Origin of the sequence: Larkinella sp. (assembly GCF_965227735.1) — a bacterium.
Taxonomy (GTDB): Bacteria; Bacteroidota; Bacteroidia; order Cytophagales; family Spirosomataceae; genus Larkinella.
The window spans coordinates 4,133,974-4,149,808 of the sequence record NZ_OZ245776.1 but is presented as its reverse complement, the minus strand read 5'-3'; the positions used below and the strand labels follow the sequence as shown (position 1 = coordinate 4,149,808).

The window sequence follows — 15,835 nt, the reverse complement described above, 5'->3', positions numbered from 1 at the left end:
CCCAAAGGATCTATAGAAAAACAGTTCAATCATCTGATCATCCTGTAGGGGTACAACAGCCGAAGACGTCGGTAAAACAAAACAACATCAATCCTATATCATCCCGTAGGGATACAACAGCCGAAGGCGTCGGTAAAAACAAACAACATCAATCCTATATCATCCCGTAGGGATACAACAACCGAAGGCGTCGGTAGAAACTACCGCCCCTGCCCTAACGGTGTCCCGTAGGGACAAAACCTTCCTTCAAAACGAATACCCTCCACCACCATGCCAAACACCTACACCCAAATTCACCTGCATCTGGTCTTTGCGGTGAAACACCGAACCGCCGTCATTTCGCCATCGTGGAAATACAAATTGTATAATTACATGACAGGCATCCTCCACAACCATACGCATAAACTCCTCGCCATCAACGGCATGCCGGATCACGTTCACCTATTGATGGGAATGCGCCCGACTCAATCACTTTCCAACCTGATGCAGCAACTCAAACAGGACTCTTCAAAATGGATCAATGAAAACCGCCTGACGGCCAACCGTTTTGCCTGGCAGGAAGGCTACGGCGCATTTTCGTACGGCAAAAGCCAGCTACCCGCCGTCATCCGATACATTGAAAACCAGGAAGAACATCACCAAACCCGAACGTTTTTAGACGAATACCGCCGTTTTTTGGATGCGTTCGAAGTCGACTATGACGAACGGTATTTGTTCAAGCCGTTGGAATGAGGTTCCATCCTGTCGTTGTTCCTAACTCTCACAAAATAGGCGTCCCATGTGTCCCAAAAGGACATAACAGCGCAGCGTCGGTAGCAACGATGGTCCTCCCAATGCTCCCGCGTGCCGTATGGCACGCAACGATTCCGCCGGTTGTGTGCCATACGGCACACGGGGAGGGCGGGAAATTGACATTTCTTGCTACCGACGCTGCGCTGTTCAGCGCCTGACGGCGCAAAAAAGCGGCACAACAGTCCCGGCTTTTCGATAGATTTGTCTTGCAATGATTTATCTCGACAATACCGCTACTATCCAATAAAATTTATAAAAATCTATTCTTGCTACTTTTCAGGTATTCCAATTATGCATGCGCTATATATTTCCATATAAATTCTGTTAGGGGCACATTATTTTTTATATCTTCTAATTTTTCTTGTGTCAAGATTGATTCAACAGAAGTCAACAGGAAAACCGGCTTGTGTGGGGCTTTACCATACCGTGTTCCGCCTTGCTTCAACTTTTGAAAGGCGCGAATGTATTTTCTAAGAATTGCCGATTCAGGAATCATAAGTTTACAATCTACAGAGTTTGGTATAGAAAAACCCAAAAACCTGTAAGGTCTTGAAGACCTTGCAGGTTTCTAAATCCGATTACTAAACTCCTCTAACCTTCCCCAAAAAAACAGGGGCCAGCTCCCAAAGAACCGCCCCTGCTTTCATCCAATAACAATTCCGAAACCTACTGCTTCGTATAATACGGATCGAGAAACAGATACCGCGCCCGGTTTTTCTCCGTCTCCAGGCGGGTGTTCACGTCGATTTGCATAAACTGCACGCTGTTGCCGCTGTTGATGGCGGGCCAGTTGGGCAAACCAGAACCGTTCGGATTCCCGGTTTTGACGAAGTTGGCGAAATACTTCTGCATCACTTCGGACACTTTATAATCGTCAGGCGTCCAGGCGTATACTTTATTTTTGGAGAGATTTCCCATCGCATACTCGATCTCGGCGGAGTGGACGGCCCCCCGCGCGGGCGGTACTTTCACGGCGTTGGCGTCCGTCGACTTCACGACGCCACCCGCCAGACCGGGAGCGGCATTGCCCATTTCGGGTACCATCGCCGGACGCGGGCGCGAATAATAATACCGGTACACCGGCTTGCCACCACCCGTTTTGCTCTGCAAATCCGCCCATTTCCAGGTGCTGTAGGCCAGAAAACGGTCGCCCGCCAGCGCCGTGGCTGATTCCATCACTTCTTCTTCCGTCGAACCCGGATACAGTTTCAACACCTCTTCGGCGCGGTCGTTGTAGAGTTTTTTTACGGCATTGGCATAGCCTTCGGGCGTTGGCGCTTCTTTTCCCAACACCGCCCGGCCATTCATCTCCTCCGAATTCCAGCCCGCCAGCAGCGGCACCTGCGCCTGCTCGCCAGCGGCAAAAATTTCCATCGGCGGTTTCGGGAAGAAATAGCCGTCCACCGTCGCGCTAAACCGGGGCGTACCGGGTTTGCCCGTGGCTTCGAGCAGTTTTTCCGCCGACATGGCCCGTAAATCCGCCAGGGAACCGGCACCTACGCCCTTCGCAAAAGCCGCTCCGGCTTCTTCGCCTTTCGCCAGCGGAACCGGTGGCAAACCGCCCAGCAACGAACCGCTTTCGCCAATGGCTCCGGCAATCAATCCTTTCGACAAGGGCGACGCCATCAGACCGCTCACCGCAATCGACCCCGCCGACTCCCCAGCAATGGTCACCCGCTTGGGATCACCACCGAAAGCCGCAATGTTTTGCTGCACCCAGCGCAAAGCCGCAGCCATGTCCAGATACGCATAATTTCCTGACGACTGATGGGCCGATTCCTTCGTCAACTCGGGATGCGCCATAAAACCAAACACATCGAGCCGGTAGTTGACCGTCAGGGCCACCATACCCTTGGTTGCCATGCTCTCGCCATCGTAACGACCTTCCGAGCCATCACCGGCGATAAAACCGCCCCCGTAGAAATACACCAGAACCGGCAGTTTCTCCTTGTCCGATTTGGCGGGTGTCCACACGTTCAGGTACAGGCAATCCTCACTCATGCCATTCGACCGGAATCCCATATCCCCAAAAACCGCGCGTTGCATGGCCCGGGGGCCAAACTGAGTGGTTTTCCGGACGCCCTGCCAGTTTTTGACGGGCTGCGGTTCTTTCCAGCGTAGCTCGCCAACGGGCGGCTGGGCAAACGGAATGCCTTTAAAAGCCCGGATTCCAGTGGGTTCGGTGATGCCCTCGACCACGCCATTGGCGGTTTTGGCTTGCGGGGGCGTCTTGTTCAATTGCGCATTCGCCATCTCGGCTACCTGAATCGTCAATACCGTCAGGATTAAAAAGGTTTTCATAGTGTTTCGTTTCGTATAAAATGAGAACTTGCAAAGCATCCACCAAAAGCACACGACTTAGGAATAAGCGAATCTTTTATTGTCTCATTTTGTGAACAATAATAGAGATTTACGCCAATCTTTACAACGGCAGGGCGTAAAGACCTTAATCAGACCAACCCTGCATGGCTTCCATCCGTTTCGAACTCACCACCCCTGCCGACGACGACCGACCGGTTTTTGTCTCCGGGTCGTTTTGCCAGTGGTATCCCGATGTGGAGCGGTTTCAGCTACAGAAAACCGGGCCGGGGAAATATTGCATTGAACTTCCCGCCGGATTGGCTCCGCTGGAATACAAATACACGCGCGGAAGCTGGGATTCGGTGGAACTGAGCGCGGCTGGCGAAGGTGTGCCGAACCGGTTTTCGCGCCGTCAAACCGGAATTCACCGGGATGTGGTTCCCCACTGGCGTTGGCATGGTCTGCCGTTCAACCCGGCTTTTCTGCCCAAAATCAGACTGGTCAGCGATGCCTTTGACGTGCCACAACTTAACACTACCCGCCGGATTCGGGTGCTGTTACCCCACGATTATGACGCATCCAACACCCAGTATCCGGTTTTGTATTTGAACGACGGACAAAATCTGTTTGGCGAAGGCTCGTCGTTTGGCAACTGGACCATCGATCAGAAACTGGCGATTCTGGCGCACCGAAATCACCATAACATCATTATTGTCGCTATCGACCACGGTGATAGCGAACGTGTTGCGGAATTTCTGCCGTACAACACCCGGCTGGCCGATGGAAAAGGGCATCATTACCTCGACTTCATCGTTCATGCCTTAAAACCGCACATCGACGCCCACTATCGTACCTTGTCCGACCGAACTCACACCGGTATGGGTGGCAGTTCGATGGGCGGTTTGATCAGTGTGTATGCCGGTTTATGGCATCCGTCCACCTTCGGAAAGCTGCTGGTTTTCTCGCCTTCGCTATGGGCCGCTCCCAAAGTCTATGCCGACGCCCTGCGGTTTTACCATCCCGAACCGACAAAAGTGTATTTGTACGGCGGGAAAAAGGAGTCGGCTTACATGATTCCGGCCCTGCAGCGTTTGCAGGAATCCTTGTTGCGGCAGAAAAACAGCTCAAACCTCAAAATTCACCTGTCCGTCGATCCGAAAGGAAAACACACCGAAAACCGCTGGGGCCGGGAATTTCCACAGGCCGTAGAATGGTTGTTTTTTTGATTGTTACCTTTGCCTCTCAATCCCCTGAAGGGACTTCAAATCTGGACATTCTGTGTCCAAATCCCCTTTAGGGGATTGAGAGGTTAAATTCTTTGATGATGCAAATTCAACTCACGACCACCCAGCCGCTGTCTGCCGACACACTCATTCTACCGATTCAGCAAACCGACGACTTACCCGAAGTGCTGAACGCGCTGGCCGACCGGTTTAACCTGACACCAGCGGCTTTGCAGCACGATTTCAAAGCCGATTTCCGGGAAATCATTCCACTCTATCAATCCGAAGGGCGAAAAACGTATCTGATGGGTTTGGGAAAAGAACTCACCGCCATGGTCTGGCTCCGGGCATTCCGGGAGTTGTTTTTCCGGCAAAAAGACCGGCTGACCGCAACCGTCGGCGTCGATCTGAGCGGTTTTGCTGCCGACGTCATCGAAAGCGTGGTGCTGGGCATTCGCTGGGGTGGTTATGATCTGAAATTGCACAGTACGGATAAACCCAAAATCACGGATTTCTATTCGGAAACAGGAATTCTGGAAATCTATATCGCTGATCAACAACAAGGTATTGCCGAAGAAGTACTCCATCGCGCGGAAGCCATTGCGGCCACGCACCGGCAGATGCTGGACCTGATGAATTCGCCGTCCAACTACAAAATTCCGCAAGTCCTGGCCGACTGGGCCCTTGCTTCCGGCCAACAACACGGTTATTCGGTGACGGTTTTCGACAAAGCCGAAATCGAACGGCAGGGACTTTTGGCCCTGTTGAGCGTGAACAAAGGCAGCGAACATCCGCCGGTTTTTATCATCGCGGAGTACAAACCCGACAATCTACCGGATACTAAAAAAGTGGGACTGGTGGGCAAAGGCGTTACCTTCGATACGGGCGGTATTTCCATCAAACCGTCGACCGGGATGCACCTGATGAAGAGCGACATGGGCGGGGCCGCAGCGGTGTTGGGAACGATGGAAGTGGCGGCCAAACTCCGGTTGCCGGTTCACCTCATCGGCATTATTCCGGCGACGGAAAACATGGTCGACGGCCAGGCTACCAAACCCGGCGACGTCATCGGCTCCTACCTCGGCAAAACCATCGAGGTGATCGACACCGACGCCGAAGGCCGCATCATTCTGGCCGACGGCCTGGGCTATATGGTGCGCAATTTCCAACCCGACGTCCTGATCGACCTCGCCACGCTGACCGGCAGTGTCATCGGCACGCTGGGCTACCATGCCGCCGGTTTGTTCAGCAACAATGACGACCTGACCAGCCAACTCCTGAAATCCGCCAGCCAAACCGGCGAACGATTGTGGCCGCTGCCGCTCTGGGATGTTTACAAGGAAGACATTCAATCGGATGTGGCCGACCTGAAAAATTTCAGTGGAAAACCGCTGGCCGGTGCCATCAGTGCCGCCAAATTTCTGGAAGTCTTCACCGAATCGCACCCCGCCTGGGCGCACCTGGACATCGCCGGAACGGCCTTTACGGACACGGAATTCGGAACGCAGAAGAACGCAACCGGTTTTGGAATTCGGTTATTGATTGATTTTTTACGGAATGGTTGAAGTAGATGGTTTGATGGTTAAATTGTTAAAAAATGGTTAAACTGATCACGGGCGTCGTGGAAAAAATAGCCTCGGATTTTAATCCGGGGAAAAGAAATCGTGAAATTGACGATGAACCGTTTCAACGGTTTAAGCGCTCCAAAACCGTTTTAACGGTTGATGAACCGGGCACTTCCATCACGCGCCCCACGGTTTTAACCGTGGGCTAATTATCAACCATTCAACCACCAAATAACCATTATAAACATTCAATCATCAACAATCATTCAATCTTCATGAGCCAGAAACTATCCTTTCTCTGCATCTCAACGTATTTTAAGGGTGAAGCTTTCCTGAAAGCCTGCAAGGAAGCGGGCAACACCGTTTATCTGCTGACCTACGAGAAACTGGCCGATCATCCGTGGCCGCGGGAAGCCGTCGACGAATTCTTTTATTTGCCGTCGCAGGACAATTCGTCGCAGAATCTGGATGTGATGATTAACGGACTGGCGCACATCATGCGGTCGCATCAAATTGATCGGGTGGTGGCGATGGATGATTTTGACGTCGAAAAAGCCGCCCTGGTGCGCGAAACGTTCCGGATTCCCGGCATGGGACAAACCACGGCCCGGTTTTTTCGGGATAAACTGGCGATGCGGATGCGGGCGGCTGCCGATGGCATCCGCGTTCCGGCGTTCAGCAGTCTGTTTCACGACGAAACCATCACCGATTTTCTCCGAAACACGGAAGCGCCCTGGCTCATCAAACCGCGTGCCGAAGCGTCGGCCACCGGGATCAAAAAGGTGCATTCGCTGGACGAAGCCTGGCAGGTGATTCATTCGCTGGGCGACCTGCGCCACACGTTTTTGATCGAGCAATTCAAACCGGGCCGCGTGTTTCACGTCGATTCACTGTCGCAAAATGGGAAAACGATTTTCACCCGCGCCAGCCAGTATCTGGCCACACCGATGGACGTGGCCCACGGCGGGGGTGTTTTCCGAACGGCTATTTTACCCTTTGATTCCGACGAAGCCCACAGTCTGTACGAACTGAATGATGCGGTTTTGAAAGCGTTTCGGATGCAGTCGAGTGCCTCCCATTCCGAATACATCCGGGGGGATCACGATGGGGAATATTATTTCCTGGAAACCTCGTCGCGCGTGGGTGGGGCCAACATTGCCGAACTGGTCGAAACCTCGTCGGGCGTCAACCTCTGGGCCGAATGGGCTAAACTCGAATCTGCCATGGCCCGGGATGAACCGTATGAATTACCCGAGGTGCAAAATCACTATGCCGGGCTGATTATTTCGCTCGCCCGCCAGCCGTGGCCCAACACCGACGGTTTTACGGACGACGAAATCCAGTGGCGTATGAACAAGGAACACCACGTCGGTTTCATCGTCCAATCGCCCGACCGCGAGCGTGTTTTGCAACTCCTCGACAACTATATGGAGCGGATTTATCAGGAATACCACGCGTCGGCGCCCGTTCCGGATAAACCGACGAATTAGATGCGGATTGATCTTGAATCGGAGCGCGACCATACGATTTCCTCATTGCTTCTACTCAACCATTCAGTGCCAGCGGCACGATTCATTTTGTAGAAACGACGATCACCCGGCTCTACATTCAGTGCCAGCGGCACGACCCACATTGTAGAAGCGACGATCACCCCGCCCCGATTCAGTGCCAGCGGCACGACGCATTTTGTAGAAACGACAATCACCCCGCCCCCCACGTGCCTTTGGGTACGCCAGTAGCACGGAATGTTGCGTGCCCAAAGGCACGCTAAAAAAACGGAAAAGGCATTTTTTGCTACAAAATGAGTCGTGCCGCTGGCACTACTGCGATGAATCGGTTCAAATCTTCCATACCCGCTCACTCCTCCTGAAACTTGTGCATTTGAATCCCAATGGATTCCATCAATTGGCTGGCGTTGAAACTGCGGCAAACGCCGTTCCGTAACTGGTAGTCGAAATGCAACTTACCGTTGATCACATCGGAATTAAAGCTGTAGTTATGGATAAACGGATGCGTGGCTGCCAAATCGCCCAGTTCGACATCGTGGGTGGACACAAAACCGGAAGCCGAGGTTTCGTGCAGTTGGAGAATCAAGGCCCGCGCGCCCCGGTGACGGTCGGCGGAGTTGGTACCTTTCAGAATTTCGTCCAGAAAATATAAAACCGGCCAGTTGGACGTCTGGCGCGTGCGATCGATGAGCGTTTTCAGGCGTTTCAGTTCGGCGTAAAACGACGAGGTATTTTCTTCCAGCGAATCCTGCGTCCGCATACTCGTAAACACCTGCACCGGCGAACAAATCAGCTTCTCTGCTGCCACCACCGAACCCGCCAGGGCCAGCACGACGTTGGTGCCAATCGTCCGCAGAAACGTACTTTTCCCCGACATATTGGAACCGGTAATCAGAATCGTTTGCCCGTTTCCGTCGATTTTCAGCGAGTTGGCGACGCCTTTGTTGGCCATCAACATCGGATGCCGGGCCTGCTGCGCATCCAGTTGCAGTGTTTCCTCTCTGAATTCCGGAACCGCGTAGTCAGGATGCGCATACGCCAGACCCGCCAGGCTGTTCAAGGCTTCGGCTTCGGCCAGCGCATCGAGCCAGTCGTTCAGGTGTGGGCCGTAGGTGCGCTGCCAGCGATCGAGGGCCTGCAAATAGTGAATATCCCAAAGGGTAACAATACCGACGAGCAGAAAAAAATACGGATTCCGGCGAAAATTGAGGTTTTCCACCAGTTGGCTCAGCTTGCCAATGGCGGCCGCTGCCGACCGGTTTTCGAGATTCGTCACAGCCTGCAACCGGTGCAGAATGGCCGACTCAAAACGCGGATTTTCGAGGTGCTTCAACAAATCGCGGTACGTTTTCAGGGCCTGCGACATCGCGAACGTCTGTTCGCTCACATTTTTCGCCCGTTCAGCCACCTGCCCCAGCAACACCCCGTGCACCAGCAACGAAGCCGTAACGGCCCAGCCCGGCAAATAACCGGTCATCCAGAGTACCAGCAAGGTCAGCGTAATGGCGGGAAACAGCCAGCGGGCGATGGCTAAATACACCGGCAGCGGGTCGGTCGGTTTGGTTGCCCAGTTTTTCAGGGCCTGCGGAGATTCGCCAACGGACGGATTAAGGTACGCCAGAGCCGCCAGTTCCTGCCGCCAATCGAGCAGAGGCCGCAATTCGGCCACGGCATCCTGACGAAGCAATACCTCGTCGACGGGAACGGGCGACCGCAGATAAGACGCCAGTTTGCGGCTCCCTTCGTAAGTATACGTCCGGTTGAGCAATCGAAAAATGGAGTGATTGCCGAAAATATCGAGATCACCGGCGTAGGGATGGTTGGCATCGGCAAACTCAAGGCCGGTTTCGGGGCGCAGGAATTTGCGTTCCAGCCGGGCAGTTTCGTCGCGGTTGATGAAGGCCAGCCAGCGGGCGCGATCGCGTCGGCGCTGAACGGCCTGGTGGCGTTTCAGCAGCACCAGAAAACCGATAATACCCAGCAAACCGACACCGATGGCGAAGCCATCTTGTCCGCGGTCGGCCAGAAAATATACCAGAAAAGCCACGCCAACAAACCAGATTACCCGGATGATGGACAGGCGGTTGTAGCCCGCGCGGGCTTTCAGTTCTTCCTGTAAAAACCGGGTTTCACGTTCCGCAAAAATCGAATGGGGCATTACAACGCGATGTTTTTATTACAAAGCGAACACACGCCCTGAATCAGTAGATTGGTTTCTTTGCGACTATATCCGGAGGGTAAGCTGACTGCCGGAATCAGGGTATTTTCCAGACAGGTCGTTTGTCCACACTGTTCACACTTGAAATGAACGTGGTCGTGGTGGTGGTGATCGTGGGCGCAGGCTTCGCGGCAAAGGGCGTATTTCAACCCGCCTTCGTCGTCCAGCACTTTGTGCAGAATGCCTTTGTCGACAAACGTTTTGAGCGTCCGGTAAATCGTCACCCGGTCGAAGTCGTCTTTCAGGCTTTCTTCAATATCGTGGTGCGCCAGGGCATAATTGGCGGTAAAAAACGTATCCAGCACTTCCTCCCGACAACTGGTATGTCGCAGGTGAAAGTCATTCAAAGTCTGTTTAATGGCAGTGTTCATACGCTTAAAAACCGGTTGATCCTGTTTACCCCCAACCCCCTAAATGGGGCTTCAAATCCGGATTTTTTAGCCCCCTTTAGGGGGTTGGGGGCAGTGAGGTGCATTTTAACTATCCGTCGTTTCAAACTGTAATTTAACCAAATTCGCGTACAAACCGTCTTCTAGCGTGCTCAGTTCGTCGTGCGTACCGGTTTCGGTGATCTGCCCTTCGCGGATCACGTAGATGGTATCCACCTTCCGAATGGTTGCCAGCCGGTGGGCGATAATGACGGTCGTGCGGTTTTGCATCAGCACATCCAGCGCTTCCTGCACCAGCCGTTCCGACTCGGCATCGAGCGAACTGGTGGCTTCGTCCAGAATCAGAATCGCCGGGTCTTTCAGAATAGCGCGGGCAATGGCAATCCGCTGCCGCTGACCACCCGACAGTTTAACGCCCCGTTCGCCCACAATCGTCTGGAATTTCTCCGGAAACGATTCGATAAAGTCCAGGGCATTGGCTTTCCGGGCGGCTTCCATCACCTCGGCATCGGTTGCATTCGGTTTTCCGTACGAGATATTTTCGAGAATCGTGCCGCCAAACAGAATCACTTCCTGCGGAACCACGGCAATATTCTGGCGCAAATACCGGATGTCGATGTCCTGAATGGGTCGGCCGTCGATGGTGATCGAACCGCCCGTCGAGGCATAATACCGCAGCAGCAACTGCACGATCGTCGATTTACCGGCCCCACTTTGGCCCACCAACGCAATTTTATGACCCGCCGGAACCTCCAGCGAAACGCCTTTCAGCACTTCGACATCGGGGCGCGACGGATACGAGAAATGAATGTTGCGGAACCGGATGTCGCCCTGCAACGGAATGCCCAGTTGAATCGGCTCCGTCTCGGGCAGTTCCACTTCCGATTGTTCTTCCAGAATGTCCAGAATCCGTTCCGAAGCCCCAATCGTCCGCTGAATCTGGGCGTATAGGTCGCCCAAACCGCCGACGGCCCCGCCGATGTACATCGTATAAATGACAAACGTCACCAGTTGTGCAAACGTCAGCTCACCCGCCAGCATCAGTTGGGCACCGTACCAAACCACGCCGACAATGCCGCCAAACAGCGCAAAAACGATGAACGACACAAAACCGCCCCGATAGTTCGCCACCCGAAGCGAGTTCTGCACCACTTTATCGAGCGCCGTCGAATACCGCCGAACTTCATACGGTTCGTTCGTGAAGGCTTTCACTACGCTGACCGATTGCAGCGTTTCTTCCGCCACGACGTTGGCCTGGGCCAGTTCGTCCTGCGCTTTCCGCGACAGTTTGCGAATGAATTTCCCGAAGAATATAGCCGCCACGATCACCACCGGCACCGTGGCCAGCATAAATCCGGTCAGTTTCAGCGACGTGAAGGAAATGAGGGCTACCCCAGCCAGCAGCGTAATGATCTGGCGGAGAAACTCGGCCAGCGTCGTCGATAACACATCCTGCAACTGGGTGACGTCCGACGAAATGCGGCTGGTCAGTTCACCAACGCGCCGTTGTTCGAAGAAGAAAATCGGCAGGGTCACAATTTTCTTGTAAACCGCCCGCCGAACATCAGCCATCGACCGCTCGCTGACCTGCGCGAACAGGTAGACCCGCGCAAACGAAAACGCCGATTGAATCACCAGCAACCCGAACAAAAGCAGCGTCAACTCATTCAATGAACCCGCCGACAGCTTGTTTTCGACTACTTTCAGAATATCGCCCAGCAGTTTCGGAAACACCAGCGTCGTGGCCGACGACAGCAACAGGAACACCAGCCCCGTGATAAAATACCCCTTATACGGTTTGATAAACCGGAACAGCCGCAACGATTTTTTCAGCGCATCCCGGTTCACCTTCACTTTTTTATCTTCTTCGTTCTCGTCAGAACCCCTTCCTCTCTTTGCCATTCTTTTTTTCCTGTAAAGTCGGCGAACCGATCATTTTATTTTACTCCTTGTCGTCTTTGAATCCTTTGTAGCCGGATTGCTCAAAAATCTGTCGGGCGTTTGCGTTGTCCATCAGCGCTTTAATACCGGGTTCTTTTTCCTCGTAATATTTCCTGACAATCCGCCAGCCCAGCCAGCGGCCAATCGCTCCGGGGCTTTTCGAGCTGATTTCCGCCGTAAAAGGCCGTTCGCTCAGGTACCGGTTTTTGATGGCGGGACTCACTTCATACAACAATTGGGCGTCGATGAAATAGGCCCAGATGTCCTCCTGAACGTTGTTGGTTTGCGTCAGTTGCTGGTCGGTGTAACCGATGATGAGGCTGTCGGGTGTGGAGGGCAGCATGGTTTTCGTGAACACATAGCTTTTTCCGTAATAAACCATGTCGGCCAGCAAGGTCTGGTCCTGCTGATTGGTCTTGTTAAACCGCTCCGACAGCGCAAAGAGGACGGTTGGCACAATGAATGCTTTCTGGTACCGCCGTAAAATGTAGGCCGGTAATCCTTTGGGGCGGTATTTGGCCTCGGGTCCCGCAAAATAATCCAATCCGATCACCACCAGCGAATCGCTGATGATCAAATCCGGACCCATGAAACCGGAGACCATCGTGGCAACCCTCGGCGGCTTAAAATCCGGGAAGTTTTCGTGCATCCGGTTGAAGGCTTCCGAGAGTTGATCCTGCACGTCGCCGAGCGTTCCAAACTCCGCATTAACCTGCTTATACAATACGTCAAGCTCCTTATCGTTAACTCGTTTGAGCAATTCGTTCACCAGTGCCGTATCCTTGCCAAAGGTGGTAGTTCCGAAATAGACTTGCGCAATCGTTTTGTGATCGTCCAGCCATTCACGGATGGCTTCCGGCTTTCGGGAGCCAAAAAGCGTCTGTTCCGGCCGTTCAATCGTTACCAGTTCCTCGGTTTTGGAACACGCATTGAAAATGAGTATACTTACTAAGCAAAAAACAACGGGTGAAATCTTCATCCTTCCTAATGAGCGTTCTCTTGGAAACATACAAATTTATGAAAAAGTTGGGTTCATACCGGTGTTCCGGGCAGATGATTGCGGTGGTCTTTCTGCTTTTGGGATTGGTGGGGAACGCCCGTAGTCAGGGCCGGGTAACGGTGCAGGAACCCAATAAATCGAATAAAACGGCCGACGACGATGGCTGGGGGCAACCGGCACCCCGGAAAAATAACCGCCGGACAAACCCGGAAAACCGCCCCAGTCGCGAAACTGAAAAGGTATTTCGCCGGATTCAGGAGGATGAAATCGACTACGCTCCCCCGCAAAAGCTGATTGAAATGAGTTTTCGGGTAGCGCCGTCGGTGACGGTCAATACCGCCGAAGGCTTCAATTCGTATGTGGGGTTCCGTGACAACGGGGCCGCCCTGCGCATGAGCATTGGTCCCAGCATCGATTATTTCTTTTTTAAAGACCGGTATTCACTCAGTTCCGGCATCTGGTATACGATTCACCGGTCGGGTTATCGGATTCCGGGGCAATTCGGGCAAACGGTGTGGGACCCCGGGGCCAAACTTCAGCAGTCTTCCTATAATTTACAGTATCTGCAATTGCCGCTGGCGGTCAAAATGTACGCCAACAACCTGTTTCCCAACGCCCGTTTCTACATTCAAACCGGTGGGTTGATCAACATCAAACTGGCCGAAAAACCGCTCGATTCTGTGCATAATGCCCTGTTTCAGAATGCCGAAGATGGTGGAAATTACAGTCGGCAGTACAGCCGGGGCAGCCTCAGCCTGTTGCTCGGAACGGGCATTCAGTACCGCCTGAACCAGAGTCAGGCGCTGATCATGGGCGTCAGCTACCAGCGCGGCTTAACGGATGTGGCCCGGGCGCGGGATCTGGTTTCAAAAAACCACGTCGTTTCGCTGGATCTGGGGCTGAAATTCTAGCGGTTCTGGTTTTCTGTCAGCAACCAGTCGATGTCCTGAATGATGCGGTCGGCTTCCACGGCCAGTGTGCCATTGTAGAGTCCACGAATGTGACCCCGTTGATCGACCAGAATCAGGTTTTCGGCGTGTAAAAACCGGGCGGAATCGGCGAGAAATCCCTGCTCCTTCTCCACAAAATAACTGAGACGCGCTACGGTATTGATCGATTTTCGCTTACCGGTTAGTAAATGCCACTGATGCCCCACGATGCCTTTCCGCTCGGCATAGTGCTTCAATACGGGAACGCTATCCCGTTCGGGCGTCACGCTGTGCGACAGGAATTGCACCGCCGGATTGCCCCGGTAGTGATCGTAGACGACGCGCACGGTTTCCATCATTTTCGGACAAATGGACGGGCAGGCTGTAAAGAAAAAGTTGCTGACGTACACCGTGTTCGCAACGGTTTGTTCCGTGATCGTATCGCCAAACTGGTCGGTCAGTCGAAAAGGGAAAACCGTATGCAGCGTGTCGATCTGGTTTTGGTCCGTTGTCCAGATGGGCGTAAAATCCGCCGTGTGGTAATAGGGAACACCCTCCGGTTTTGAACAACCCGCCAGCCACAGGCTACTCAGCAGCCCCCCGAACCGAATCATTCTGCCAAACCGACTGGCAGTTTTTCCGGCCAATGTTCCCGTAATTCCGGCCGTTTCGGGCTTCATAATTCGCGAGAAGGGTACCATCCGTATCCCAAACCCGTTGCAGCCCCTGTTCGTAGCCCGCCTGATACTGTGATTGTTTGAACAGCCGTCCGTTGGCGTGCCATTCACGCTGAACACCGCTCCATACATCCTGCTCAAACAGGTAGTCAAACCGCTTAGTCCCATTTTCCCAATAGCCGCTATGCCGGCCTTCTTTTTCTCCCTCATTAAAAAGCCGAACCTCCCGCAACCGCCCTTTTGCATACCAGGTCTTCTGAATGCCGTGTTCCAGTCCATTCCGGTAGGTGCCGAGAAAAACCGTATCGCCACATTCGTTCAGTTGGTAGAGCTGACCGGCAAACGGTTTTTCATTCAGGTAATACCGTCCGTTTTTCACGGATACGGCCACCGTATCGCGGTTTATAACCAATTGGTTCTGAATGGTCAAATCCGCGCACGAAGCCAGTCCGAGGAAGGCAAAAACCAGCAGCGTAAACCGGTTATTTGGTATATGTCCCCGGCGTCCCATAATAGTCATTGCCGTTGATGTAGGGGTCGGTGGCCGTGATGTGGTAATGGTAAATGCCTTTGGGATAATCCGCCGTCGCGTGTGAATGACCGTGGTATTTGTCCAGGTCGCTGTTTGTGACGGTTTTGCCATTTTCAACGGGACCGTAGACCGGAAACCCGTCGAGCAGAAACCCCAGCAGGGCTTCTTTGCCTTTGTTGGCGGTCAGAAAAGTCGGTTCGGCGTGGTAGTGGTAATCCCCAGCCTGGGCGGGGTGGCCATTGTATTGGTCAAAACCGTTGATTTCATCCGTAAGCGGAGCCTGCATGGCGGCATATTGGTTGAAGAACGGAACGCCGTTGAGCGAAACGCCAATGGGGCCGCCCGCCGTCGCCGATTTGGTGGTCGCTTCTTTCGGCGAAACCGGTAGCCGGAAGGTATACGTAAACGACTCGATTTTATTCGGATTCTGTTTCCAGGCAGCATTGGTCCCATTGTAGGCTTCATATTGCGCCGTGACCCAGCGGGTATTCTGAAAATACGGGCTTTTATGATCGGGAACGCCCGTTGTTTTAATCGTTACGTAGTCGCCGGAACGCGTAATGCTGGTGGCGCCGTAGATTTTTTGGTAGACCTCCGGCACGTCCGTCAAAATGATTTCAGACTCGGGATCGGGATCATTCTGGCAGGAAACGGTTATTCCGCCAGCGGTTAGCAGGGTCAGGCCGGTCAGGAAGACGACCAGGATTTTTTTTCTCATCGGTCAGTTTGCGGAAAGCTTTCCCTTTAGACGCGCGGAATT

Annotated in this window: 15 protein-coding genes; 6 read left to right on the top strand and 9 right to left on the bottom strand. The window is 53.3% G+C overall.

From position 1 onward, the window contains the following. Positions 1 to 270: 270 nt before the first annotated feature. Entirely contained in the window at positions 271 to 732 is a 462-nt protein-coding gene (gene tnpA / locus ACO064_RS16280) for an IS200/IS605 family transposase (protein ID WP_421828316.1), read from the top strand. A gap of 349 nt (positions 733 to 1,081) precedes the next feature. On the opposite strand, the gene ACO064_RS16275 is transcribed toward tnpA, so the two are convergent. Beyond that, a complete protein-coding gene (locus ACO064_RS16275; protein ID WP_421828315.1) occupies positions 1,082 to 1,288 on the bottom strand; it encodes a hypothetical protein in 207 nt (68 codons plus the stop codon). Between the two features lie 170 nt (positions 1,289 to 1,458). Beyond that, entirely contained in the window at positions 1,459 to 3,093 is a 1,635-nt protein-coding gene (locus ACO064_RS16270; protein WP_421828314.1) for a carboxylesterase/lipase family protein, read from the bottom strand. 164 nt (positions 3,094 to 3,257) lie between these two features. Between ACO064_RS16270 and ACO064_RS16265 the strand changes: the two genes are divergently transcribed. From ACO064_RS16265 to ACO064_RS16250, 4 genes are all read left to right on the top strand, one after another. Continuing rightward, entirely contained in the window at positions 3,258 to 4,319 is a 1,062-nt protein-coding gene (locus tag ACO064_RS16265; RefSeq protein WP_421828313.1) for an alpha/beta hydrolase, read from the top strand. A gap of 98 nt (positions 4,320 to 4,417) precedes the next feature. Beyond that, positions 4,418 to 5,881 carry a leucyl aminopeptidase family protein gene (locus ACO064_RS16260; protein WP_421831031.1) on the top strand — a complete coding sequence of 488 codons (1,464 nt, stop codon included), beginning with the start codon at positions 4,418 to 4,420 and terminating at the stop codon, positions 5,879 to 5,881. A gap of 32 nt (positions 5,882 to 5,913) precedes the next feature. Next, positions 5,914 to 6,090: a hypothetical protein gene (locus tag ACO064_RS16255; protein ID WP_421828312.1), complete on the top strand. Its 177-nt coding sequence runs from the start codon at positions 5,914 to 5,916 to the stop codon at positions 6,088 to 6,090. Between the two features lie 66 nt (positions 6,091 to 6,156). Then, positions 6,157 to 7,371: an ATP-grasp domain-containing protein gene (locus ACO064_RS16250; protein ID WP_421828311.1), complete on the top strand. Its 1,215-nt coding sequence runs from the start codon at positions 6,157 to 6,159 to the stop codon at positions 7,369 to 7,371. Between the two features lie 367 nt (positions 7,372 to 7,738). On the opposite strand, the gene ACO064_RS16245 is transcribed toward ACO064_RS16250, so the two are convergent. The 4 genes from ACO064_RS16245 to ACO064_RS16230 form a co-directional block, all read right to left on the bottom strand. After that, complete coding sequence (locus ACO064_RS16245) at positions 7,739 to 9,547, bottom strand: MutS-related protein (protein ID WP_421828310.1); 1,809 nt, start codon at positions 9,545 to 9,547, stop codon at positions 7,739 to 7,741. Continuing rightward, on the bottom strand, positions 9,547 to 9,978 hold the full coding sequence (locus tag ACO064_RS16240) for a Fur family transcriptional regulator (protein WP_114408695.1): 432 nt from the start codon (positions 9,976 to 9,978) through the stop codon (positions 9,547 to 9,549). Before ACO064_RS16240 ends, ACO064_RS16245 begins: the two co-directional genes overlap by 1 nt. A gap of 105 nt (positions 9,979 to 10,083) precedes the next feature. Next, positions 10,084 to 11,898, bottom strand: coding sequence for an ABC transporter ATP-binding protein (locus tag ACO064_RS16235; RefSeq protein ID WP_421828309.1), 1,815 nt, complete (start codon positions 11,896 to 11,898; stop codon positions 10,084 to 10,086). A 40-nt stretch (positions 11,899 to 11,938) separates the two neighbouring features. Continuing rightward, the gene (locus ACO064_RS16230) at positions 11,939 to 12,916 is read right to left on the bottom strand and encodes a gliding motility protein (protein ID WP_421828308.1); all 978 of its coding nucleotides are present in this window, start codon (positions 12,914 to 12,916) and stop codon (positions 11,939 to 11,941) included. A gap of 38 nt (positions 12,917 to 12,954) precedes the next feature. Between ACO064_RS16230 and ACO064_RS16225 the strand changes: the two genes are divergently transcribed. Continuing rightward, positions 12,955 to 13,848: a porin family protein gene (locus ACO064_RS16225; protein WP_421828307.1), complete on the top strand. Its 894-nt coding sequence runs from the start codon at positions 12,955 to 12,957 to the stop codon at positions 13,846 to 13,848. Here ACO064_RS16225 and ACO064_RS16220 read toward each other — a convergent pair. From ACO064_RS16220 to ACO064_RS16210, 3 genes are read right to left on the bottom strand one after another with little or no spacing between them, the layout of a single operon-like run. Then, a complete protein-coding gene (locus tag ACO064_RS16220) occupies positions 13,845 to 14,546 on the bottom strand; it encodes an SCO family protein (protein ID WP_421828306.1) in 702 nt (233 codons plus the stop codon). The two genes, ACO064_RS16225 and ACO064_RS16220, sit on opposite strands and share 4 nt — an antisense overlap. Continuing rightward, the gene (locus ACO064_RS16215; protein ID WP_421828305.1) at positions 14,452 to 15,063 is read right to left on the bottom strand and encodes a toxin-antitoxin system YwqK family antitoxin; all 612 of its coding nucleotides are present in this window, start codon (positions 15,061 to 15,063) and stop codon (positions 14,452 to 14,454) included. Before ACO064_RS16215 ends, ACO064_RS16220 begins: the two co-directional genes overlap by 95 nt. After that, entirely contained in the window at positions 15,026 to 15,793 is a 768-nt protein-coding gene (locus tag ACO064_RS16210) for a YHYH protein (RefSeq protein WP_421828304.1), read from the bottom strand. Before ACO064_RS16210 ends, ACO064_RS16215 begins: the two co-directional genes overlap by 38 nt. Between the last annotated feature and the right edge of the window lie 42 nt (positions 15,794 to 15,835).